Consider the following 21,986-nt stretch of genomic DNA (forward strand, 5'->3'; position numbering starts at 1 on the left):
CCAGCAAGGTCAGGTACTGCAGCAAGCAACCCACCATTACGCGGGTGCCTGGTTTGAGTTATAGATGATGCCGCCTGGGTGCGTAGTTAATTGCTGGCCGGCTTGCTCAGCTCGGCGCGCTTGCGGTTCTTCGCCTCGGCCAGTTTGTAGGCCACGTAGTACTTGTAGATATTGCCGACATAATCGACTGTTTCGCGGCCAACGATGCGCGCGGCGGAGTGTTCGACGTTGCCAAACCAGACGTTCTTGTCCAACCCGGACTTCTCCGCCAGCCGACGAAACTTGCGCAAGTTGCCCGGGCCGGCGTTGTAGGCGGCAAAGCTCATCAGGGTTTTGTTCCGCGGGGTCAGTTCGGGATCATTCAGGTACTTGTCCGCCAGCACGCGCATGTATTTGCTGCCGGCCTCGATGTTCTTGTCGGCACTCTTGTCGATGCCCTTGATCCCCACCGCGGGGTCCGCCGCCGTGGTCGGCAGCAACTGCATCACGCCCACCGCGCCACGCGGGCTGCGCGCGCCCTGGTCCAGCTGCGACTCCTGAAAGCCCTGGGCCATCAACATCAGGTGATCGAAGTCGTAGGTGCCGGCATGCTTCTCAAACAAGCCGACCAGCTCGTTGAACTTCTTCAACTCGGCCTCGGACACCACATTCAGCACGCGCTTGCTGTTGTTCACGTACTTGTTGCGCAGGCTGTTGCCAAACATGGTGCCGGCCTTGTGTTTGGCCACAAAACCCGCCAGCTCCTGTTTTAGCAGCGGGCTGCTCTTGCGAATGGCCCAGGCGAACTGCGCGTTCTCATGGATATAGAACTCGTCATGGATTTTCAGCTCGGTATAGAGCGGGCTCCAGGCCTTGGCGATATAGCGGTCCACCACCACGGCGTTGAGCAGCCCGGCGTTGAGCATTTCCAGCAGGTCTTCCGATTCCAGGTTCTCATCCGCCGGCATCACCTTGATCGGTTCGAGGCCGCGCGTCTTGAAGTCCTGATTGACCTTGATCAGGTGCTCGAAATAGCTGCTGGAGGCACGCACCGTCACCTCCTGACCCGCCAGATCCTCCAGCTTGCTCAGCGGCGCGCTGCTGAGCCCGGTAATCACCGCCTCGCTGATCTTGTCGACAAAGGGCGCGGCAAAATCCACGGTCTGCAGGCGGCCTTCGGTAATGGTCAGGCCACCGGCGGCGATATCGCCAACGCCACTGAGCAGCTTGGGCATCAACTCGTCACGCGCCACCGGAATAAACATCACCTGCCAGCGCAACGACTTCTGCTTATACGGGTGCTTGCTGTTGAGCCACGCCTCCAGCGCCTTGCCCAGCTCGTAGCTAATGCCTTGCTGATGACCGCGTTCAACCAGATAGAAGGTCTTGCTGTACGGCACCAGCACCCGCACCAGGTGCCGTTCGCGCATACCGTCGAAATCGCCGACCCAATCCGCCGGTACCGGCAACACCAGGTTGTCGACCTCAGCCTCTTCCGCCGCCGTCAAATCCACACTCACCGACTCGAACAGGCCTGCCTGTGCAGCCCCCGCCAGCGCGGCCAACAACAGTGCTGGCAAAAACACCTGCGCCAAAACCTTGCACAGATTCATAAACGCCTCCTCCGTACGCCCCTGCGGCGTTATCGCCCGGCACGCCGGTACAGACTGGCTCAGCCTTGGCGGGTTCGCCAGCCAGGGAAAGTGCTCGCGCGCATTTGCCAGCCGCGCAGACTTGGTTAAGCTCGTGCCCATCTCACACACAAGGATGCCCCCGATGCTTCGTAGCATAACCCTGGCCGCTGGCCTCGCCCTGTCCAGCAGCGTCTTCGCCCTATCCCTCGCCGACCTCTCGCAAAGCGACGCCAGCGGCGGCCTCAAGGACGCCCTCACCCAAGGCGCGAAAGTGGCCGTGCAGCAACTGGGCAAACCCGGTGGTTTCAGCAACAACCCGGACGTGCGTATCGAACTGCCGGGCAACCTCGGCAAAGCCGCAAAAACCATGAAGATGATGGGCATGGGCGCGCAGGTCGATCAGCTCGAAGCGAGCATGAACAAAGCCGCCGAAGCCGCCGTACCGCAAGCCCAGGCGCTGCTGGTGGACTCGGTGAAGAAGATGACCGTGCAGGACGCCAAGAGCATCCTCGCAGGTCCCGAAGATTCGGCCACCCAGTACCTGAACAAGACCAGCCGCGAGCAGATCCGCGCCAAGTTCCTGCCCATCGTCAAACAAGCCACCGACCAGGTTGGCCTGGCCAAGCAATACAACAGCTTCGCCGGCCAAGCCGCGAGCTTCGGCGTGATCGACGCGAAAAGCGCGAATATCGAGAACTATGTAACCGAGCAGGCGCTGGACGGCCTGTTCGTCATGATCGCCGAGCAGGAAGCCAGCATCCGTGAGAACCCGGCTGGCGCAGCGACCAGCTTGGCCAAGAAGGTGTTTGGGGCGTTGTAAGAAGGGTTAGATCGATATGAAAAAGCCAGACCCCAGGGTCTGGCTTTTTTACAAGCAAAGAACAGTGCGGCACCCTACTAGTGCAACACATCTCGCCAAACCAAGCTAATACGCCACAAGCGGCTTTCTTGTGCCAATCGCTTGATTTATAAAAAGTTCCCGATAAGGTGTCGCCTGCTGGCAGATTGCTACTGCGCCAGTTCAACTCACTACTCAGGAACGAGTACCTTATGTCTAAAAAATTGATGATGTGTGCAGCTGCGCTGGGTGTTGCGCTGCTGTCCGGTTGTGCATCCGTACCGATGGAATCGGCCGAAAAGGACCAAGCGTTCAAGGCTTTCCCGGCTCCACCCGAGAACCAAGCCGGACTGTATATTTTCCGCGATTCGGCAATGGGCCCAATCCTGAAAAAGACAATCAAGATCGACAACGAAGTTGTCGGCGAAACAGCCATGAACACCTACTTCTATCGCGTCGTTAGCCCCGGCCAACACGTTCTGGCCACCGAATCGGAGTTCAGTGACAACGCCATCAACCTGAACGCCGAAGCCGGTAAAAACCACTTCGTGCGTCAGTCCATCAAAATCGGCGTCTTTGTTGGCGGTGCAAAACTTCAGGAAGTCACCGAGGCTGAAGGGAAAAAAGGCGTAACAAACACTGAGCTTGCGCGCTAGCCCATAGCAGCTCATGGATGGGTTGAGCACAGCGATACCCATCAAACCTCTGATACCCGTCGCACCTGCATCGACTGTGAGTAACGGTTTCGGCCTTACGCCGAGTTACTTTCTCTTTGCGCGCGCAAAGAGAAAGTAACCAAAGAGAAAGCGCGCCCGGCATACGGGTCTGGCTGCGCCAGACTTCCCTCGCTCCGGTGCTGTTCCGAGGGTCGTCACGGTGGGCCATCCCTGGCCCATCGTTCCTCGTTTGGCATCCATGCCAAACGCCCCTCTCCACAGCACCTCCACTCGGCCTCCTGACGGGATTCGAGGACCGCGTTGTTTGGGTGATGTGTGGATGGCAGAGCGAAAGGCAAAAGCAGAGCAACAGCGGAAGCATCGCAGGCAAGCCCGCTCCTACAGGATCAGTGAACATTCGTAGGATGGGTTGAGCGCAGCGATACCCATCAAACAGGTATTCAAACAACCGCATGGGTATCGCTCTGCTCCACCCATCCTACAAATCAAAAGCCAACTCGCGGCCCCGCCGAACCAATCCGCCTGGGCCAGGACAAACGCCCCATCAGAAGGCCGAGTGGAATCGTTGTGAAACGGAGCGCAGCGACGTAACAGCCGCAGGCTGGCCCGAAGGGCGAGCGAAGCGAGTCAAGGGAGCGAGCCGCATGGATGCGGCGAGAGGCGTAAAGGGCCAGGGACGGCCCTTTACGCCGGCCCCTGGAGCAATGATGGAACGAGGGAACCCGACGAAGTCGGGCCGTATGCAAGGGGCAAGACTTTTTGCTTACTTTTGGGGCGTCTGCCAAAAGTGAGCCGCCGTAAGGGCGGAACCATTACCCCGGCCAACACATAAGCGGCGCAAACAAAGACCCAGCCGAGAAACAATAAAGCTCGCGGCTAAAGCCCCTCCCACAGGGCTGGCAACCCTCGTCAGGCCCGAAAAACAAAACCCCGCCTGTTGGCGGGGTTTTGTTAGTCAGCGCCCAACCTTACTCCGGCTGAGTCACCAGGGTGTTGCTGCGATTGCTGCTCCACTGCGGCAGCAGCGTACCAATCAGCATACCGGCCAGGCTGAACAGCAGACCTGCCAGCTGCGGCGGCCAGAAGGCCGCGTCGGTCAGGCTGTATTCCAGATAAATCCACGACGTCAGACCAAAGAAGATCGCAAACAGCGCGCCCTGGGTGGTCGCGCGCTTCCAGAACAGCCCGGCGAACAACGGCACCACGGCGGCGACCAGAGTCACCTTGTAAGCGTTGCCGACCATCTCGTAGATGCTCGCATCCGAATACAGCGCGAAGCTCAAGGTGGCAATGGCGCAGACCACGATGGTGATACGCATGGCCAACAGGAACTGCTGGTCGCTCATCACCGGCACGAAGCGCTTGAGCACGTTCTCGGTGAAGGTCACCGACGGTGCCAGCAGGGTGCCGGATGCGGTGGACATGATCGCCGAGAGCAGCGCGCCGAAGAACATGATCTGGGCGAACAGCGGGGTCTTCTCCAGGATCAGGTGCGGCAGGATCATCTGCGCGTCTTCGGCCAGCCAGCGCTGCACCATCGCCGGGTCGATCATCGAGGCGGCGTAGGCCAGGAAGATCGGCAGCATGCAGAAGCACAGGTAGAAGCCGGCACCGAACATCGAGGCGCGCGCGGCGATGTTCTCGGTCTTGGCCGACATCACCCGGGCGTACACGTCCTGCTGCGGGATCGAGCCGAGCATCATGGTCAGCGCCGCGCCGATAAAGGCGACGATGTCCTTGGCCTCGAAGCCGTGGATAAAGGTGAACTTGCCTTCGCTGGCCGCGTGGGCGATCACCTTGTCGGCCCCGCCGGCCATGTCACCGATCAGCCAGGTCAGGTAGACCAGGCCGACGACGATGATGATCATCTGGAAGAAGTCGGTCAGGGCCACCGACCACATGCCGCCGAACAAGGTGTACAGCAGCACGATAAAGGTGCCGAGGAACATGCCCTGGGTGGTGCTGATGGAGCCGTCGGAGATCACGTTGAACACTACGCCGAGAGCGGTCAGCTGCGCGGCGATCCAGCCCAGGTAGGAGGCCACGATGACCAGGCTGATGATCAGCTCGACATTCGGCCCGAAACGCTTGCGGAAGTAGTCGCCAATGGTCAGCAGGTTCATCCGGTACAGCGGGCGGGCGATGATCAGGCCGACCAGCATCAGGCAGCCGAAGGAGCCGAACGGGTCTTCGATGATCCCGGCGAAGCCTTCTTCGATAAAGGTGGCGGGAATCCCCAGCACCGCTTCGGAGCCGAACCAGGTGGCGAAGACCATGGCGGCGACGATAGGGAAGCCCATGCTGCGACCGCCGGCGGCGAAGTCGCGGGAGTTTTTCACCCGGGTGGCGGCGTAGAAGCCGATGCCTACGGTGACCAGCAGGTAGAGCGCAACGAACCAGATCAGCATGTTTTCCCGTTCCACAGACGTCAGCCCGCCGCATGCATCACCTACGCAAGGGCGCAGGACGGAACGGCGGACTACAGGTTTTTGTTATGACCATTCATGACGGGTAACCGCACGCGCCCGTTCAAGGTCGCGCAGTCTGGCAAATACGTAAAATATGTCAAACAAAAACGACGAAATGTCTGCACATTCATCCGAAACATGCACTCACAACCTGTGTAACAGACTGTAATTGCTGCGTTTGCAGCCACCCGTCACAGCGGGGTAGTTGCATATATTTGACAGCCATTCACGCACCGAGCGGCTCCTCTGGCAAACCGCGGGCATAAAAAAGCCAGACCCTGGGGTCTGGCTTTTTAGCTCATCAGCCGCTGATTCAGCCCGGCTGTGCTTCCACTTCCTTGACCCGGAACCAGGCCGCATACAGCGCCGGCAGGAACAACAGGGTCAGCGCGGTGGCGACGATCAGGCCGCCCATGATCGCCACGGCCATCGGCCCGAAGAACACGCTACGCGACAACGGGATCATCGCCAGTACGGCCGCCAGGGCGGTCAGCACGATGGGGCGGAAGCGCCGCACGGTGGCTTCGATGATCGCGTGCCAGCGGTCCATGCCCGAGCTGATGTCCTGCTCGATCTGGTCGACCAGAATCACCGAGTTACGCATGATCATCCCCGACAGGGCGATGGTGCCGAGCATGGCCACAAAGCCGAACGGCTGACGGAAGATCAGCAGGAACAGAGTCACGCCGATCAGCCCCAGCGGCGCGGTGAGGAACACCATGGCCGAGCGCGAGAAGCTCTTGAGCTGCAGCATCAGCAGGGTCAGCACCACCACGATAAACAGCGGCACCCCGGCATTGACCGAGGCCTGGCCACGACTGGAGTCCTCCACAGTGCCGCCGACATCCAGCTGATAGCCGTCCGGCAGTTGTGCACGCACCGGATCGAGGGTCGGCAGGATCTGTTTGATCAGGCTGGCCGGCTGTTCCTTGCCATACACGTCGGCACGCACGGTGACGGTCGGCAGGCGGTTACGGTGCCAGATGATGCCTTCCTCGAAGCCGTACTCCAGGGTAGCGACCTGCGACAGCGGCACGCTGCGGCCATTGTCGGTCGGCACCGCCAGGCTTGGCAGCAGACCGAGCTCCTGACGCTCACTCAAGGTGCCGCGCAGGAGGATTTCGATCAGCTCGTTACCTTCGCGGTACTGGCTCACCGGCGCACCGGTCAGCGAACTTTGCAGGAAGCGCGACAGGTCGGCGGTGCTCACGCCCAAGGCGCGGGCGCGTTCCTGGTCGATGTTCAGGCGCACCACCTTGCTCGGCTCTTCCCAGTCCAGGTGCACGTTAACCACGTGCGGGTTCTCGCGCACCTTGTCGGCGACCTGGCGGGCCAGCTGACGCACCTCGTCGATATGCTCGCCGGAGACGCGGAACTGCACCGGGTAACCCACGGGCGGGCCGTTTTCCAGGCGCGAGATACGTGTGCGCATGCTCGGGAACTCGTCGTGCAGCACCTCGATCAGCCAGGTGCGGATCTTCTCGCGTTCCTCGATGCTCTTCGCCAGCACCACGAACTGAGCGAAGCTGGCCGCCGGCAGTTGCTGGTCCAGCGGCAGGTAGAAACGCGGCGAACCGGTACCGACATAGGCCACGTAGTTGTCGATGCCAGGGTGGCCGCTGAGCAGTTTCTCCAGGCGTTTGGTCTGCTCTTCGGTAGCGGCCAGAGACGCGCCTTCGTTGAGTTTGATGTCGACCATCAGTTCCAGGCGCCCGGAGGCCGGGAAGAACTGCTGCGGCACGAAACGGAACAGCAGAATCGAGGCGACAAACAGGCCGATAGTCAGCAGGATCACCGTCTTGCGCCGGCGCACGCACCACTCCACCGCACGCCGCACACGCTGGTAGAACGGCGTGCTGTACGGGTCATGTCCGGCTGCGCTGCCACCATGTTTGGCGGCGTGCAGCTTGGCCAGATCGGGCAGCAGCTTGGCACCGAGGTACGGCACAAACACCACGGCGGCGATCCACGACACCAGCAGGGCAATCGCCACCACCTGGAAAATCGAGCGAGTGTATTCGCCGGTGCCCGATTGCGCGGTGGCAATCGGCAGGAAGCCGGCGGCGGTAATCAGGGTGCCGGTCAGCATAGGGAACGCCGTGCTGGTCCAGGCATAACTGGCCGCCTTGATACGGTCGTAGCCCTGCTCCATCTTGATCGCCATCATCTCCACGGCAATGATCGCGTCGTCGACCATCAAGCCCAGCGCCAGCACCAGCGCGCCGAGGGAAATCTTGTGCAGGCCGATGCCGAGGTAGTACATGGCGGCGAAGGTCATCGCCAGTACCAGCGGGATCGACAGGGCCACCACCAAGCCGGTGCGCAGGCCGAGGGAGAAGAAGCTCACCAGCAGCACGATGATCACTGCCTCGGTGAGCACCCGCACGAACTCGCCAACCCCGGTTTTCACCGCCGCCGGCTGATCAGAGACCTTGCGCAGCTGCATGCCGGCCGGCAGGGTTTCCTGCAGGCGGGCAAACTCGCCTTCCAGCGCCTCGCCCAGCACCAGGATGTCGCCGCCGCCTTTCATCGACACAGCCAGGCCGATGGCGTCTTCCGCCATAAAGCGCATGCGCGGCGCGGGTGGATCATTGAAGCCGCGCTTGACCACGGCTACATCGCCGATGCGGAAGGTGCGATCGCCCACCCGAATGGGGAAGTTGCGGATTTCCTCGACCGTCTCGAAACGCCCGGTGACGCGCAGTTGCACGCGGTCGCTGGTGGTTTCGAAGAAGCCCGAGGACGCCACCGCATTCTGTTCTTCCAGGGCGTGCTGCACGGCCTCAAGCGGCAGGCCAAGGGTGGCCAGCTTGGTGTTGGACAGCTCGATCCAGACCTTTTCGTCCTGCAGACCGAGCAGGTCGACCTTGCCCACGTCCTTGACGCGCTGCAGCTGCAGCTGGATGCGGTCGGCGTAGTCCTTGAGCACGGCGTAGTCGAAACCTTCGCCGGTCAGCGCGTAGATATTGCCGAAGGTGGTACCGAATTCGTCGTTGAAGAACGGCCCCTGAACGCCCTGCGGCAGGGTGTGGCGAATGTCGTTGACCTTCTTGCGGATCTGGTACCAGAGCTCGGGAATCTCACCGGAGCGCATGGAGTCACGGGCGACAAAGGTCACCTGCGACTCACCGGGCCGGGAGAAGGAGATGATCTTGTCGTACTCACCGGTCTCCATCAGCTTCTTTTCGATGCGTTCGGTGACCTGCCGCGACATCTCCTCGGCGCTCGCGCCTGGCCAGTTGGTGCGTACCACCATGGCCTTCCATGAGAAAGGCGGATCCTCACTCTGGCCCAGTTTGGTGTAGGAAATGGCCCCGGCGATACCGAGCAACAACATGATGTAGAGGACGATCTGACGGTTGCGCAGCGCCCAGGCGGACAGGTTGAAATCCATCAGGCTCACTCCTCGACCGTCAGATTGGCCTTGGCCGTGAGTGGGACGGGGCGATTATCGCGGTCAACTGGACGCACCTGCTGGCCCTCGCGCAGTACCTGCACGCCGGCCGCCACCACCCAGTCAGTGGCCTTCAGGCCGTCAAGCACCGGCACGGTCTTTTCGCCATAAGCACCGATGCGTACATAGGTGCGCTTGAGCGTGGAATCCTTGGGATCGACTACCCAGACATAGGGCTGATCCTTCTCGGCCGTTACGGCCGACAGCGGTACTGCCAGCGGCACGACGCCGTCATGGGCGATAAACACCCGCGCGCTCTGGCCGAGTTCGGCCGGCACCTTGCCCTCGGTGAAGGCCACACGGGCAGCAAAGGTGCGCGATTGCGGATCGGCCGATGGCGACATTTCACGAATGCGCCCAGAGAAACGCTGGTCCGGCTGCGACCACAGCTCGACAGCCACCTCCTGGCCGACCTTGAAGCGCTCGAAGGCCTGCTCCGGCAAGCTGATCAACACTTCACGCTCGCCGTCGGCGGCCAGGGTAAACACGGTCTGCCCGGCAGCAACCACCTGCCCGACCTCAACCATGCGCCGCGCCACCACACCATCTTGCGAGGCGCGCAGCACGGCATAACCGGCCTGGTTATTGGCCACATTGAATTCGGCCTTGATCTGCTTCACCCGCGCTTCGCCGGAACGGTAGAGGTTCTCGGCGTTGTCGTACTGCGAACGGCTGACCAGGTTGCGTTCCTGCAGGGTCTTGTAACGGTCACGTTCGGCGCGCACCAGCTGCAGGTTGGCCTCGGCCGACGACACCTGGGCGCGGATGGCCTCCAGCTGCAAACGCACGTCTTGCGGGTCCAGTTCAGCCAGCGGCTGATCCTTCTTCACCCGCTCGCCGACCTCGACCAGCCGCTTGGCCACCTTTCCGCCAATGCGGAAGGCCAGCTCAGGCTCCAGGCGCGCGCGCACCTCGCCGGGGTAGGCATCCATCAGGTCACCCGCCAGCTGTGGCTGCACCACCATCGCCGGACGCACGGCAACCGCAGCAGGCTCACCATTGCCACAGGCAGCGAGGAGCAGGACAAGACCGGCAGGCACAGCAACAGACAGGGCATGACGAAACATGATGACTAACCTTTCAGGAGGCTTTGGAATATTTATACTGGCGAGTATAGTAAAAATAGCAAACTCACTAGTCCAGTATTAAAAACGACCAATGCCTAACAAAGTGTTGCCAACCAGCGGCCCCGGTCGCCCGAAAGATCCGGCCAAGCGCAAAGCCATCCTGGAAGCGGCGAAGACCCTATTCCTCAGCAATGGTTATGACGGTAGCAGTATGGATGCGATTGCCGCCGAAGCCGGGGTTTCCAAGCTCACGGTGTACAGCCACTTCACCGACAAGGAAAAGCTGTTTGCCGCCGCGGTGCAGTCCAAATGCGAGGAGCAACTGCCGGAACTGCTGTTCGAGTTGAGCGACGAGGTGCCGGTGGCGCAGGTGCTGATGAGCATCGGCCGCGGCTTCAATGAGCTGATCAGCAGCCGTGAGTCGGTGGAGCTGCACCGGGTGATGGTGAGCCTGGCGGCGCAGGACTCCACGCTCTCGAAGATGTTCTATGAGGCCGGCCCGCAGCGCGTGCTGCACGGCATGGAAGAGCTGCTGCGCCGGGCCGACCAGAGCGGCAAGCTGCGCGTTGCCGACCCGCTGAGCGCAGCGGATCAGTTCTTCTGCCTGATCAAGGGCGGGGCCAACTTCCGCCTGCTGATCGGCTGCGGCGAAGCCCTGCAGGGTGCCGAAGCCGAAGCCCATGTGCGCGATGCAGTGGGAGTCTTCCTGCGCGCCTTCCGCGCCGAATAGCGCATTGCGTCGCCAGCGCTACTCGCTGGCGGCCTGCAGCTTCTTCTTCGGGTAGATGTCGTAGCGGCTGGATTTACCTTCCAGGGCATAACCGGGCTTCGCCCCCTCGATCAGCGGGGCCTTGCGCGGGCGCTTGACCACCACCCGATGGCTGGCCAGGTTCAGCGCCGCCTCCAGCAAGGCCGGAGCATCCAGATCGTCCCCGACAAACGGACGGAACAGGCGCATCTCTTTCTTCACCAGAGCGCTCTTGTCGCGGTGCGGGTACATCGGGTCGAGGTAGATCACCTGCGGAGATTCCCCCTGCCAGGCGCGCATCAGCTCAATGGCATTGCCGTTAAGTAATTGCATTTGCGCGGCAATCGGCGCGACGTCGCGGTCCAGCGCGGCACGCGCCAGGCCATCCTCCAGCAGCGCGGCGATCAGCGGCTGGCGCTCGATCAGGGTCATCGCACAGCCCAGGCTGGCCAGCACAAAGGCATCGCGACCCAGGCCAGCCGTGGCGTCCAGCACGCTCGGGCGCACCCCGGCCTGCACCCCAACTGCCTTGGCAATCATCTGCCCGCTACCACCACCGAACAGCCGACGATGCGCCACTGCGCCTTCGACAAAGTCTACCTTGACCGGTCCCGGTGCCTGCGGCCCCAGCTCCACCAGTTGCAAGCCACCCTCACCCAGCTGCAGGGCAAACTCGCTGTCGCCCTCCAGCGGCAAACCCAGGCGCTGCGCCCAGACCTCTGCGACCGCTTGCAGATGGGGGGCCAGGGCCTGCATACGAATTCTGGCTATATGCTGCTCATCACTCATCAGGAAATATGCTCAAAAACCACTCAATTGACCGCCTGTGCGGCCGATAACCTGCCTGAGCGGCATTTTGCCAGACCCGGCAGCTTCCAGCCGCACCGAGTTCGCCATGTTCGATGTAATTTCCGCGCCCCGCAGCGCACCCTCGCCCAACAGCCACGGCTCGATTGGGCAAACCCTCGATGAAGGCATGCGCTCCTCGCTGGATTATCAGATCCTGCGGCGCACCCTGATGCCCGATGAAATTGAGGCCGAAGCGCCGCCCAGCCCAGCCGAAACGCCCAGCGAACCACCCGCCGTCACGGTCCAGGCCAGTGATTTTGAGGAAATGGCCGCTCAGCGCGAACTGGAGCTGAACGTCAGTATCAACGCCGAACCGCAGAAAACCGACCCACTGGTGCTGGATATCGCCAGCAATGGCTTCAGCACCAGCGGCCTGAACCGCTCGGTGCGTTTCGACCTGGATGCCGACGGCCAGCGCGAGCAAATCAGCGTGCCCACCGGCGACGATGGCCTGCTGGCACTCGACCGCAACGGCAACGGCCGTATCGACAATGGCCGCGAGCTGTTCGGCGACCAACACGGTGCGGCCAACGGCTTTGCCGAGCTGCGCAACTTCGATGACAACGGCGACGGTCGCATCGACGCCCAGGATGCCGTGTTCGAACGCCTGAGCCTGCTGCGCTTCGACGCCCAAGGCCGCCAATCCAGCCAGTCGCTCAGCCAGGCCGGCGTCAGCGCCATCCACCTGCAAGCCCGCGACGTGCAGATCGCCCTGGGTGCCTACGACGAAATCGCCCAGCTCGGCCGCTTTGACTTCGCCGACGGCCGCAGTGGTCAGGCTGCCGACCTGCTACTAGCGCAGCGTTAAAGCAAACCCAGCTGTTCGGTCTCAGGCTCATGGTGTATCTGCGGCAATGCTGCCAGCCCCGGTAGGCGCTGCATCAACTGCTGATGAAAACGCTGGGCGAGCGGCGCAGCCAGGCGATTGTCGGCGGTGTGCAGAAACACATAAGGCGTACGACCCTCCTCGATCCAGGCGGCCACCTTTTCCAGCCAGGGCAGCATAAACGGGTCATTGGCCTGCAATTCGGGATGGCCGATAAAGCGCAGCTGCGGGGCCTGGCTGAAGGACGTCGGCCGGGTCGGCAGGCGCGGCTTCTTCGCCTGCGCATGCAGCACCGCCGGCGCGCTGGAAGTGCAACTGAACAAGGCCCGCGAATCCAGGCAGATGCGCTCGATCCCGCGCTCATGCAGCAAGCGGTTCAACGCCCGCTCCTCTTCACCCTTGGCAAAGAACGCCGGATGGCGCACTTCAACCGCCAACTCGCCGGCACTCCAGAGTTCGACAAAGCCGCACAGTTCTGCCAGCCGCTGCGGGCCGAAACTGGCCGGCAGTTGCAGCCAGAACGGTGCGACCCGCGCACCCAATGGCGCCAGCAGACGACGAAAACTCTCGGTGGCGCTCAGCTGCTCACGCAGGTCACCGCCATGGCTAATCTCGCGCGGCAGCTTGGCGCAGAAGCGAAAGTGCGCCGGCATGCGCTCCGCCCAACGGGCGACGGTGTCCGCAGAAGGCTGGGCATAGAAGGTGGTGTTGCCCTCAACCGCGTTGAATACCTGCGCATACAGGGGCAGAAAGTCGCGGGATTGGCTGTTTGGCGGGTACAATGCGCCGCGCCAGGCTGGCTCGCTCCATGACGGGCAGCCGAGGTAATAAGGCAGCATTAACTAGGCGTAGAGATCGAGACCCAGCACTTGCTGGGCATCACCATCGCTGACAAAGCTCGCGGTTGAGCTGTAACTGGCAAGCGCCTGGGCGGCGCGATTATTCAGCGGAGCTTGGTAGAGCTGGTCCTGGTAGCGCGCCGGCAGGCTGTCGCTGCTGGCATTGCTGGCTTCGACCTTGCGCGGTTGCGCGACCTGCTCGAAACCTTGGCTGCTGGCGGGCGCGGCCGGCTGCTCACGACGTTCCTCAATCTCGCGCTGGGCTTCGCGAAATGGCGTAACCGCAGAGCCTGGGCGGGCACTGCGGTCTGGCGAGAAAGAGGAGGTAAAACCGTCGATACGCATCAGTTACTGCTCGGCTTGCTTAGCCAACGATGGACACAGGTGATGGCAATTTAGCTCCCGCCATCCGGCTTGGCAATCAGGCGTTGCCGGCTGGCCTGGGCGGGCGACAGAAGGTGCTTAGGTCGGGGCTTTAGGCGTCGCCACCTGGTCACGCAAATACACCGGCTGCGCCTGGTCGGCGGGCAAGCCCTCTCCTCGCGCCCAGGCGAAAGTCGCCAGGCTGAGTAGGTCTTCGGCATGCGGCAACATGGCGGCTGCCTGCCCCGTTACGGCAACCGGCAGGCGCGCGGCAAAGGTGCCCCAGCCGGTGCCCGCACCGAACCAGTCGCCACTGGCATCGCGCGGCAGGCAGGCCTGCTCCGGCGGCAACACCGCCTCGATGCCGGCCAGGCGCATTTCGCCCTGTTCGGCGCGATAGCAGCCCCAGTACACCTCATCCATACGCGCATCGATGGCCGCTGCCACCTGCTGCGCGCCATGCTCGCGCAGGCTGCGCTGGGCCAGCACGGCCAGGTTGGACACCGGCAGCACCGGACGATCGAGCGCAAACGCCAAGCCCTGAACCACGCCGATGGCGATCCGCACCCCAGTAAACGCACCCGGGCCACGGCCAAAGGCGATTGCGTCGAGCGCCGACAGCGACACCCCGGCTTCGCCGAGCAGTTGCTGGATCATCGGCAGCAGGCGCTGCGCATGCAGGCGCGGAATCACTTCGTAATGGCTGAGCACCTGGCCGTTATGCAGCAGGGCAACGGAGCAGGCTTCAGTGGCGGTATCCAGGGCCAGGAGAGTGGTCATTGCATTCGGACAGGTGACGAAATGGATCGGCATTAGAACGGCTTGAGGCTTTTTTTTCCAGCGCAATCACTGCCGACGCGCCTGCCACGCAAGCGGGCTCACAGCACCACAGGCATGCAGCGCTCCTGCACAGAGCCGCTGCTGCCTAAGCAAACCGCGCTTACCAGGGTTCGATAACAGTCTTGGCGTCCCAACCTTGCAAAGGCGCTTTGGACCAGGTGCCGTAACTGGCATTGGGGAAGACGATCCACTCGGCACCCCATTTGCCCGCCTCAGCAGCCACGGTGGCGCGCTGATCGGCCAGCGGCGTCTTGCGGAAACGCGCGTCGAAGTCATGCAGCGTGTCCCCCAGCAACAGCACGATCTGATGATCGGCGCTGACAGTGGCGCGCCGCTCGACTTTGGCCGGCCCCAGCAGCAGCACACTGTCCGCCGACACCTGAGGCAGGCCCAGCTTGCTCAGGGTGGCCAGGGTGTACTTCTTCTGCTCGTCGGCACGGTCCGAGATATAGCGAATGGTCACGCCGAGGCTGTCGGCGTGCTGCAGGAACTGCTTGGCACCGGGGATCAGCGCCGGAGTCCCGTCACGCTCCCAGGGCAGCCAGGTGTCCCAGGCATCATAGGTGTGACAGTTGGCCAGGTCCCGCGCCAGCAGGGCGCTGTTATCGATGACGGTTTCATCCAGATCGGTAACGATGGCCAGCTTCGACGGATCTTTCGCCGCGGCGACTGCCGCATCCAGTTTCAGCGTCGCGATGTTGTAGGCCTGCAGCTGCAGGGCTTGAACTTCCGCCGATTGCTGCTGGAAGCGCAGGCCCATGGTGAACTCGGCAACGCTGCAATCGGTCTTGGACTGCGCCGAGGTCTCGGCAAAAGCCGCAGGAACGGCCAGCAGCGATACGGCAAGGCCCAGCCAGGTCAGGCGGTTTGTGGATTTCTCGGTCATTGAATGTCCTCTCTCCTTGGTGGTGACACGCGCGCGATTCGACATGCCAGGGCGCTACACACCTATGGCGATCGCCCTTCGATAGTAAAAAACCTGTCGCGCACCGCCATGCTTGAGAACGACCAGCACGTATCCGTAACAACACAAACGAAAGAGGCCCAGAAACGCCAACGGCCCGCATAAGCGGGCCGTTGGTTCAACTACTGCTGGGTCTTAGCTGAGCGCAGCCAGCACCTTGGCAGTGATTTCATCCACCGAACCCACGCCAGCGATGGCGTTGTACTTCGGCGTGCCATCGGCAGCGGCCAGCTTCTGGTAGAAACTTACCAGCGGCTTGGTCTGCGAATGGTAGACCGACAGGCGGTGACGCACGGTTTCTTCTTTATCGTCGTCACGCTGGATCAGCGCTTCGCCGGTCTCGTCGTCAATACCGGCGACTTTCGGCGGGTTGTGCTCGGTGTGGTAGACGCGCCCCGAGGCCGGGTGCACACGGCGACCGGCGATGCGACCGACGATTTCTTCGTCGTCCACGGCGATCTCGACCACGTTGTCGATCACTACACCGGCTTCTTTCAGGGCTTCAGCCTGAGGAATGGTGCGCGGGAAACCATCGAAGAGGAAGCCGTTGGCGCAATCGGCTTGGGCGATGCGCTCTTTGACCAGGTTGATGATCAGGTCGTCGGACACCAGGCCACCGCTGTCCATCACGCTTTTCGCGACCAGGCCCAGCTCTGTACCAGCCTTGACAGCAGCACGCAGCATGTCGCCGGTGGAGATTTGCGGAATACCAAATTTCTTGGTGATGAAACCAGCTTGGGTACCTTTACCGGCACCGGGCGCCCCCAGCAGAATCACGCGCATCGATGTGCTCCTCAAGATTTAAGTAAATATCGGCGGACTCGCCTCGTGGGGCCAATCTCAGAATTGTTCAGGCAGTGTGCCGGCGAGGGCCAGACTGCCAAAGGCCGCCCAAGATACACAGCGCACCCCCACCGCACAAGCCACCGAAAGTCGGATACACCTGCGACCGCCACTGAGATGTAGTGCTTTCGGCCACGCACTACATACGCACCACCGAAAACACCCAAAACACTCTTCCATGCACTTAGCCAGTGTTGCGCAAACCGGCCGCAATCCCTGCGACACTGACCAGCAAGGCCTGTTCCAGAGGGCTCTCGGCCTGGTTATCGCGCTGCCGTGATCGGGCCAGCAGCTCAGCCTGGAGCAGGTGCAGCGGATCCAGGTAGGTGTTGCGCACGCTGATCGACTCCAGGGTTTCCGGGCTGTGCGTCAGTAGCCGCGACTGACCGGTCAAACCCAGAACCGCACCCACTGCCTGCGACAATAGGCCGCGTAAATGCTCACCCAGCGGCTGCAATCCCGGCTCGACCAGACGCTCGTCATACAACCGGGCAATCGCCCCGTCAGCCTTGGCCAGGACCATCTCGAGCATATCGATACGCGTACGGAAGAACGGCCAGTGCTCGCGCATCTGCCCGAGCAACTCGCCTTCGCCACGCTGCAAGGCATTGACCAGGGCCGCTTCCCAGCCGAGCCAGGCCGGCAGCATCAGGCGGGTCTGGGTCCAGGCGAAAATCCACGGGATGGCCCGCAGGCTTTCCACCCCGCCCTCGCGGCGCTTGGCCGGTCGGCTGCCCAGCGGCAAACGGCCGAGCTCCTGCTCCGGGGTGGCCTGGCGGAAATACGCGACAAATTGCGGATGCTCGCGCACCACCGCGCGGTAGGCGTTGACCCCATCGCTAGCGAGTTTGTCCATCAGCTCGCGCCAGGCGGGCTGCGGCGTGGGCGGCGGCAACAGGGTGGCCTCAAGCACGGCGGCCAGGTACAGATTGAGGTTCTGCTCGGCGATATCCGGCAGGCCGAACTTGAAACGAATCATTTCGCCCTGCTCGGTGGTGCGGAAACGCCCGGCCACCGAGCCCGGCGGCTGCGACAGGATGGCCGCATGAGCCGGGCCGCCACCGCGCCCGACCGTGCCACCGCGACCGTGGAACAGTAGCAACTCGACCTGATGTTCGGCGCAAATCTGTACCAGGGTTTCCTGAGCGCGGTACTGCGCCCAGGCCGCCGCCGTGGTGCCAGCATCCTTGGCCGAGTCGGAATAGCCGATCATCACTTCCTGCGGCCCATGCAGGCGTGCGCGATAGCCGTGCAGGCCGAGCAGCCGGCTGATCACCGGTCCGGCGTTATCCAGATCGGCCAGGGTTTCAAACAGCGGCACCACGCGTATCGGCCGTTGCAGGCCGGCTTCCTTGAGCAGCAACTGCACGGCCAGCACGTCAGAAGCCGCACCGGCCATGGAAATCACGTAGGAGCCGAGGGATGCGGCCGGCGCGGCGGCCACTTCGCGACAGGTGGCCAACACCTCTTCGGTTTCACCACTGGGCTTGAAATGCGCTGGCAGCAGCGGCCGGCGGTTTTCCAGCTCTTTCAGCAGGAACGCCAGACGCGCCTCTTCATCCCACTCGGCGTAACAGCCCAGCCCCAGGTAATCGGTGATCTCGCTCATGGCCGCGGCATGCCGGCTGGAGTCCTGACGCACATCCAGGCGCACCAGAAACAGGCCGAAGGTGGCCGCGCGGCGCAGGCAATCGAGCAGCGGGCCATCGGCGATCACGCCCATGCCGCACGCGTGCAGCGACTGGTAGCACAGGGTTAGCGGTTCCAGCAGCTCGCGGTTGTCCTGCAACACCGCTGCCGGCGCGGCCAAGCGCTCATGCAAGGCGGCGTGGGCCCAGCTGCGGGTGGCGCGCAAGCGCTCGCGCAGTTGCTTGAGCAGGCTGCGATAAGGCTCGGCGCTGCTGCCAACCTGGGCCAGCAGCTCGGGGCTGGCGTGCTGCATGGACAGCTCGGCGGCCAGGTTATCGACGTCGCGCAGGTACAGATCCGCCGCCATCCAGCGCGCCAGCAACAGCACCTCGCGGGTCACCGCGGCGGTGACATTCGGGTTGCCATCGCGGTCGCCGCCCATCCAGGAAGCGAAGCGGATGGGCGCGGCATCCAGCGCCAGGTGCAACCCGGTAGAACTCTGCAGCACCTGATCGGCCTTGCGCAGTACCTTGGGAATGGCATGCCAGAGCGAGTGCTCGATCACCGCAAAGCCCCATTTGGCTTCATCCACCGGGCTTGGCCGGCTGCGGCGAATCTCCTCGGTGTGCCAGGCCTCGGCAATCAACCGCTGCTGACGCTGCTTGACCTGCTCGCGCTCGGCGCTCGACAGGTCGCTGTGATCGCCAGCCGCCAACTGCTCGGCAATCGCATCGTATTTCTGAATCAGGGTGCGCCGCGCCACCTCAGTGGGGTGCGCCGTCAGCACCAGTTCGATATCCAGGCGACCGAACTGACGGGCCAGCGCCTCGCCCTTGTGGCCATTGGCCGACAGGCGCTGCAGCAGGTCGGCCAGTACGCCGGCCTCGAAAGGTTCGGCTTCATTCGGCGCGCGGCGACGCACGTGGTGGTACTGCTCGGCAATATTGGCCAGGTTGAGAAACTGGTTGAAGGCGCGCGCCACCGGCAACAACTCGTCATCGCCGAGCTGGTTGAGGGTTGCACTCAGTTGCTCTGCACCCTCCTGCGAGCCTTTGCGGGCGGCCTTGGCCCCCTTGCGGATACGCTCGATCTTGTCGAGAAAGGCTGCACCATGCTGTGTGCTGATGGTGTTACCGAGCAGTTCGCCAAGCTGGTGTACATCCTCGCGCAAGCGCGCGTCGATTTCGGCCATGACTGAATACCTGCGCCAATAGGTGAAGCCCAAGAGTGCCCAGCGCGCCAACTTCTTACAAGGGCGCGACGTCTGGGCCGCACATATCCGACCTGCCAACTAGGCTTAACACTGACAGGACAAACACGAGGTGATCATGAAGATTCGCGAGCTTGTTCGGCATTGGCAAGAGAACGCCCAGGGTCGTCTGACCCGAACGCCCTACCAGATCCATCTCGACCTGGAGTCCGCCGCACGCCTGGCGGCGCTCCAGGAGATGTACCCCAAACACCATGTCGAGGAATTACTCGGCGAACTGCTCGGCGCGGCGCTCGACGAACTGGAAGCCAGCCTGCCCTACGTGAAAGGCAGCAAGGTGGTGGCCAGCGACGAGCAGGGCGATCCGATCTATGAAGACATCGGCCTGACGCCGCGCTTTCTGGTGCTTTCTCGCAAGCATCTGCAACGCCTCAGCGAGCAGCAGGAACAGGCCCAGCTGGCCAGTTAAGGCCTTATTCGACCACCGGATTACAGCGTACGGCCTGCTTGCGCGGGTCAACCAGCACGCCGGTAAGACCTTTCTGCTCCAGGTCAAACAGCACCAGCACACCGTCGATGCACTGCGCGACCTGGCTGGCGGGCTTCAGCGAGACCTTGTAGTCCTCACCAGGCACGGTCTTGAGCATGGTGAACTCGGACAACAGCAAGGCATCTTCCGGCTTGGCGATATGCAGGTAACCGTAGAAACCGAGCACCGCCACCGTGGCGCAGACACTGCCGATCGCGGTAAGGATCAGCGGGATTGGATTCAATTCACTCATTACGCACTCTCAAGATTGAAGACTTTGGCCAGCACGGCCGGAGGCGGCGCAGCTTGATACAAACGCCGGATCTTGCAAAGCCCCGCAGCACTCAGAGGATATTGGCGTAGTCGGCTTCGATCCGATCCAGGCTCAGGTGATTGAGGAAGTTGGAGAAGCACATCCAGGCCGACAACGAGTTAAGGTCGCTGAATTGCGGCGGCAGGTACTTAGGCGGCGTGACCAGCCCTTCGTCCACCAACTGGCGCAGGGTGCGCATGTCTTCCAGGGTGGTCTTGCCGCAGAACAACAGCGGAATCTGCTCCAGCTTGCCCTTGCGCACGGCCAGCTGGATGTAGTTGTAGATCATGATGAAGCCTTTCAGGTAGGACAGGTCCTTGGTGAAAGGCAGGCCACTGGGCGTCGAGCCACGGAACACGCGGTTGGCGTTGCTGTAGCTCTGTTCCTGGCTGAAGCCCTGCTCGCGGTAGAAATCGAACACCTGCAGGAAGTCCGCGCCCTCCTCGGCCATATGGATGGCGCGGGTACGGTTGGTCAGCTTGCGCAGGCGGGTCGGGTAGGAGGCGAAGGTGATCACCTCCATCAGGATCGCCAGGCCTTCCTGGGTCACGGTCGAGGATGGCGGGCCCTTGGCCAGAAAGGTACAGACCGGCTGGCTCAGGCCATTCAGCGTGGTTGCCACATGCACCAGGCCCTCGTGCACCTCCAATGCCCGCACATCGCGCTCGTTGAACATCGCGTCGCTGCGGATCTTGATGTAGTCGGCGCCGGCCGCCGCGTCAGCCAGAATGCCATCGGACTCGAACACCCGAATGGTGCTCTCCTCCTCGCCAAACACCTTGTTCAGGCGGTGTTGCAGCAGGTTGACCGCCTCTTTGGCGCTGAGGGTCTTGGGCTCGTCCTTGAGGTCGCCGCGCTTGTCGATATTGTTGAGGAAGTCGGAGAACATCAGGCCCAGGTCGGCCAGGGTCGGATCACCGGCATGGAAGGCATCGGATGCCGCGCCGTAGAGCTCCTGCGAGATCAGGCCGAAATCCTCGGTGCCGCGCGCCTCCAGCATGCGGATCACCATGCGGTACTCGCGGCACATGCGCCGCATGATCTGCCCAACCGGGTTGAACTGACCGAGCTGGCGGGTGATATCGCGCTCGATATTCTGGAATTCCAGCTTTTTCGCCGCGGCATCGAAGGCCAGCGGGCGGTTGGCGTAATAGCCACGGTCGACGGCGGGCAGCTTCTTGCCCTTGTGCTTGAGGAATTCGCTGCGGATCGTGTCGTCCCACTTCACCGCATCCAGCACGCGGATCGGCGTTTGCGCCTCGACGATACGGTCGGACAACACCCGCACGATCAACTGATAGTCGTCCAACCCGGTATGACTGTTCATGCGTCCCTCACCACAACCTGCTAGTCACCGGCGCGCTGATAGCGCGCGACTTCGATAAACACATCCGAATTGGCCTGATCGTCGAGGTAGGTAAACACCTGCTCCAGCGGGCTGCTGATCAACACGCCATCGCCTTCTGCACCGTCGACCACTTCACCCTGCAACGCGCCCTGCTCCAGCTCCTGCAGAATGCGGTCGACATCCAGGTTGTAGATCACCAGTTCATTGTTGCTGGTCAGCTCGAAGCCGGCGATGGCGAAGTTCGCCCCCATGCTCTTCGGCAAGCCCGCCGACAGGTACCAGCGGCGGCCGTGATGAGCCACGGTAAAACCGTACTCTTCGAGGCTATCGAGATTGTCCAGACTGTCGACATAGGCCCGCGCCTTGTAGACGTTGGAGCCGGCACGGGTGATCTGCAGATACAGCTGCTCGCCCCACTCATTCTTGCGCGACCATTCGCCGAGCAAGGGAATCGGGGCCGCCTCATTGGCTGGAATCGGGTCCTTGAAGGTGACCAGACAGCCACTGAGCAACAAGAAAGACACGGCAAGCAGCGCGCGCCAGGTGTTCATTCAGCTCTCCTTGTGAA

Annotated in this window: 19 protein-coding genes; 5 read left to right on the forward strand and 14 right to left on the reverse strand. The window is 62.4% G+C overall.

The window, feature by feature from the left end; all coding sequences use genetic code 11:
- Nucleotides 1–86 precede the first annotated feature (86 nt).
- Nucleotides 87–1,592, reverse strand: coding sequence for a transglycosylase SLT domain-containing protein (locus tag WBK23_RS05880; protein WP_424483025.1), 1,506 nt, complete (start codon nucleotides 1,590–1,592; stop codon nucleotides 87–89).
- Nucleotides 1,593–1,755: 163 nt separating this feature from the next.
- Here WBK23_RS05880 and WBK23_RS05885 point away from each other — a divergent pair, with 163 nt between their 5' ends.
- A complete protein-coding gene (locus tag WBK23_RS05885; RefSeq protein ID WP_424483026.1) occupies nucleotides 1,756–2,433 on the forward strand; it encodes a DUF4197 domain-containing protein in 678 nt (225 codons plus the stop codon).
- Between the two features lie 230 nt (nucleotides 2,434–2,663).
- Complete coding sequence (locus tag WBK23_RS05890) at nucleotides 2,664–3,107, forward strand: DUF2846 domain-containing protein (RefSeq protein WP_424483027.1); 444 nt, start codon at nucleotides 2,664–2,666, stop codon at nucleotides 3,105–3,107.
- Between the two features lie 989 nt (nucleotides 3,108–4,096).
- On the opposite strand, the gene WBK23_RS05895 is transcribed toward WBK23_RS05890, so the two are convergent.
- From WBK23_RS05895 to WBK23_RS05905, 3 genes are all read right to left on the reverse strand, one after another.
- The gene (locus tag WBK23_RS05895) at nucleotides 4,097–5,536 is read right to left on the reverse strand and encodes a sodium:solute symporter family protein (protein WP_424483028.1); all 1,440 of its coding nucleotides are present in this window, start codon (nucleotides 5,534–5,536) and stop codon (nucleotides 4,097–4,099) included.
- Nucleotides 5,537–5,909: 373 nt separating this feature from the next.
- Complete coding sequence (locus WBK23_RS05900) at nucleotides 5,910–8,990, reverse strand: efflux RND transporter permease subunit (RefSeq protein WP_424483029.1); 3,081 nt, start codon at nucleotides 8,988–8,990, stop codon at nucleotides 5,910–5,912.
- A 5-nt stretch (nucleotides 8,991–8,995) separates the two neighbouring features.
- On the reverse strand, nucleotides 8,996–10,117 hold the full coding sequence (locus WBK23_RS05905; RefSeq protein WP_424483030.1) for an efflux RND transporter periplasmic adaptor subunit: 1,122 nt from the start codon (nucleotides 10,115–10,117) through the stop codon (nucleotides 8,996–8,998).
- 91 nt (nucleotides 10,118–10,208) lie between these two features.
- On the opposite strand from WBK23_RS05905, the gene WBK23_RS05910 reads away from it, so the two are divergent.
- Entirely contained in the window at nucleotides 10,209–10,847 is a 639-nt protein-coding gene (locus WBK23_RS05910; RefSeq protein WP_424483031.1) for a TetR/AcrR family transcriptional regulator, read from the forward strand.
- An 18-nt stretch (nucleotides 10,848–10,865) separates the two neighbouring features.
- Here WBK23_RS05910 and WBK23_RS05915 read toward each other — a convergent pair whose 3' ends face one another.
- Entirely contained in the window at nucleotides 10,866–11,654 is a 789-nt protein-coding gene (locus tag WBK23_RS05915) for a class I SAM-dependent methyltransferase (RefSeq protein ID WP_424483032.1), read from the reverse strand.
- A 106-nt stretch (nucleotides 11,655–11,760) separates the two neighbouring features.
- On the opposite strand from WBK23_RS05915, the gene WBK23_RS05920 reads away from it, so the two are divergent.
- Nucleotides 11,761–12,522 (forward strand): hypothetical protein, encoded by a 762-nt coding sequence (locus tag WBK23_RS05920; RefSeq protein WP_424483033.1) that lies wholly within the window; start codon nucleotides 11,761–11,763, stop codon nucleotides 12,520–12,522.
- On the opposite strand, the gene WBK23_RS05925 is transcribed toward WBK23_RS05920, so the two are convergent.
- From WBK23_RS05925 to ppc, 6 genes are all read right to left on the reverse strand, one after another.
- Nucleotides 12,519–13,379, reverse strand: coding sequence for a DUF72 domain-containing protein (locus WBK23_RS05925; protein ID WP_424483034.1), 861 nt, complete (start codon nucleotides 13,377–13,379; stop codon nucleotides 12,519–12,521). The genes WBK23_RS05920 and WBK23_RS05925 overlap by 4 nt on opposite strands.
- Before the next feature lie 3 nt (nucleotides 13,380–13,382).
- The gene (locus WBK23_RS05930) at nucleotides 13,383–13,724 is read right to left on the reverse strand and encodes a hypothetical protein (protein WP_424483035.1); all 342 of its coding nucleotides are present in this window, start codon (nucleotides 13,722–13,724) and stop codon (nucleotides 13,383–13,385) included.
- Nucleotides 13,725–13,841: 117 nt separating this feature from the next.
- Nucleotides 13,842–14,522 carry a tRNA (adenosine(37)-N6)-threonylcarbamoyltransferase complex dimerization subunit type 1 TsaB gene (gene tsaB / locus WBK23_RS05935; protein WP_424483036.1) on the reverse strand — a complete coding sequence of 227 codons (681 nt, stop codon included), beginning with the start codon at nucleotides 14,520–14,522 and terminating at the stop codon, nucleotides 13,842–13,844.
- A gap of 160 nt (nucleotides 14,523–14,682) precedes the next feature.
- Nucleotides 14,683–15,468 (reverse strand): 5'-nucleotidase, lipoprotein e(P4) family, encoded by a 786-nt coding sequence (locus tag WBK23_RS05940; protein WP_424483037.1) that lies wholly within the window; start codon nucleotides 15,466–15,468, stop codon nucleotides 14,683–14,685.
- Between the two features lie 213 nt (nucleotides 15,469–15,681).
- Nucleotides 15,682–16,329 carry an adenylate kinase gene (gene adk / locus WBK23_RS05945; protein WP_424483038.1) on the reverse strand — a complete coding sequence of 216 codons (648 nt, stop codon included), beginning with the start codon at nucleotides 16,327–16,329 and terminating at the stop codon, nucleotides 15,682–15,684.
- 244 nt (nucleotides 16,330–16,573) lie between these two features.
- Complete coding sequence (ppc, locus tag WBK23_RS05950; RefSeq protein ID WP_424483039.1) at nucleotides 16,574–19,210, reverse strand: phosphoenolpyruvate carboxylase; 2,637 nt, start codon at nucleotides 19,208–19,210, stop codon at nucleotides 16,574–16,576.
- 136 nt (nucleotides 19,211–19,346) lie between these two features.
- Here ppc and WBK23_RS05955 point away from each other — a divergent pair, with 136 nt between their 5' ends.
- Nucleotides 19,347–19,697, forward strand: coding sequence for a pilin assembly protein (locus WBK23_RS05955; protein ID WP_424483040.1), 351 nt, complete (start codon nucleotides 19,347–19,349; stop codon nucleotides 19,695–19,697).
- 4 nt (nucleotides 19,698–19,701) lie between these two features.
- Here the strand turns inward: WBK23_RS05955 and WBK23_RS05960 are convergent, their stop codons facing one another.
- From WBK23_RS05960 to WBK23_RS05970, 3 genes are all read right to left on the reverse strand, one after another.
- Nucleotides 19,702–20,010 (reverse strand): hypothetical protein, encoded by a 309-nt coding sequence (locus WBK23_RS05960; RefSeq protein WP_424483041.1) that lies wholly within the window; start codon nucleotides 20,008–20,010, stop codon nucleotides 19,702–19,704.
- A 91-nt stretch (nucleotides 20,011–20,101) separates the two neighbouring features.
- Complete coding sequence (locus WBK23_RS05965) at nucleotides 20,102–21,397, reverse strand: flavohemoglobin expression-modulating QEGLA motif protein (protein WP_424483042.1); 1,296 nt, start codon at nucleotides 21,395–21,397, stop codon at nucleotides 20,102–20,104.
- A gap of 20 nt (nucleotides 21,398–21,417) precedes the next feature.
- Nucleotides 21,418–21,969 carry a hypothetical protein gene (locus WBK23_RS05970; RefSeq protein WP_424483043.1) on the reverse strand — a complete coding sequence of 184 codons (552 nt, stop codon included), beginning with the start codon at nucleotides 21,967–21,969 and terminating at the stop codon, nucleotides 21,418–21,420.
- Nucleotides 21,970–21,986: the final 17 nt, after the last annotated feature.

It is taken from the genome of Pseudomonas sp., assembly GCF_049653025.1.
GTDB lineage: Bacteria > Pseudomonadota > Gammaproteobacteria > Pseudomonadales > Pseudomonadaceae > Aquipseudomonas.

Coding starts and splice junctions, on each gene's coding strand:
- WBK23_RS05880 (WP_424483025.1), bottom strand. CDS start 1,592: ATGAATCTGTGCAAGGTTTTGGCGCAGGTGTTTTTGCCAGCACTGTTG.
- WBK23_RS05895 (WP_424483028.1), bottom strand. CDS start 5,536: ATGCTGATCTGGTTCGTTGCGCTCTACCTGCTGGTCACCGTAGGCATC.
- ppc (WP_424483039.1), bottom strand. CDS start 19,210: ATGGCCGAAATCGACGCGCGCTTGCGCGAGGATGTACACCAGCTTGGC.
- WBK23_RS05920 (WP_424483033.1), top strand. CDS start 11,761: ATGTTCGATGTAATTTCCGCGCCCCGCAGCGCACCCTCGCCCAACAGC.
- WBK23_RS05925 (WP_424483034.1), bottom strand. CDS start 13,379: ATGCTGCCTTATTACCTCGGCTGCCCGTCATGGAGCGAGCCAGCCTGG.
- WBK23_RS05890 (WP_424483027.1), top strand. CDS start 2,664: ATGTCTAAAAAATTGATGATGTGTGCAGCTGCGCTGGGTGTTGCGCTG.
- WBK23_RS05900 (WP_424483029.1), bottom strand. CDS start 8,990: ATGGATTTCAACCTGTCCGCCTGGGCGCTGCGCAACCGTCAGATCGTC.
- tsaB (WP_424483036.1), bottom strand. CDS start 14,522: ATGACCACTCTCCTGGCCCTGGATACCGCCACTGAAGCCTGCTCCGTT.
- WBK23_RS05885 (WP_424483026.1), top strand. CDS start 1,756: ATGCTTCGTAGCATAACCCTGGCCGCTGGCCTCGCCCTGTCCAGCAGC.
- WBK23_RS05960 (WP_424483041.1), bottom strand. CDS start 20,010: ATGAGTGAATTGAATCCAATCCCGCTGATCCTTACCGCGATCGGCAGT.
- adk (WP_424483038.1), bottom strand. CDS start 16,329: ATGCGCGTGATTCTGCTGGGGGCGCCCGGTGCCGGTAAAGGTACCCAA.
- WBK23_RS05965 (WP_424483042.1), bottom strand. CDS start 21,397: ATGAACAGTCATACCGGGTTGGACGACTATCAGTTGATCGTGCGGGTG.
- WBK23_RS05940 (WP_424483037.1), bottom strand. CDS start 15,468: ATGACCGAGAAATCCACAAACCGCCTGACCTGGCTGGGCCTTGCCGTA.
- WBK23_RS05905 (WP_424483030.1), bottom strand. CDS start 10,117: ATGTTTCGTCATGCCCTGTCTGTTGCTGTGCCTGCCGGTCTTGTCCTG.
- WBK23_RS05955 (WP_424483040.1), top strand. CDS start 19,347: ATGAAGATTCGCGAGCTTGTTCGGCATTGGCAAGAGAACGCCCAGGGT.
- WBK23_RS05970 (WP_424483043.1), bottom strand. CDS start 21,969: ATGAACACCTGGCGCGCGCTGCTTGCCGTGTCTTTCTTGTTGCTCAGT.
- WBK23_RS05930 (WP_424483035.1), bottom strand. CDS start 13,724: ATGCGTATCGACGGTTTTACCTCCTCTTTCTCGCCAGACCGCAGTGCC.
- WBK23_RS05910 (WP_424483031.1), top strand. CDS start 10,209: ATGCCTAACAAAGTGTTGCCAACCAGCGGCCCCGGTCGCCCGAAAGAT.
- WBK23_RS05915 (WP_424483032.1), bottom strand. CDS start 11,654: ATGAGTGATGAGCAGCATATAGCCAGAATTCGTATGCAGGCCCTGGCC.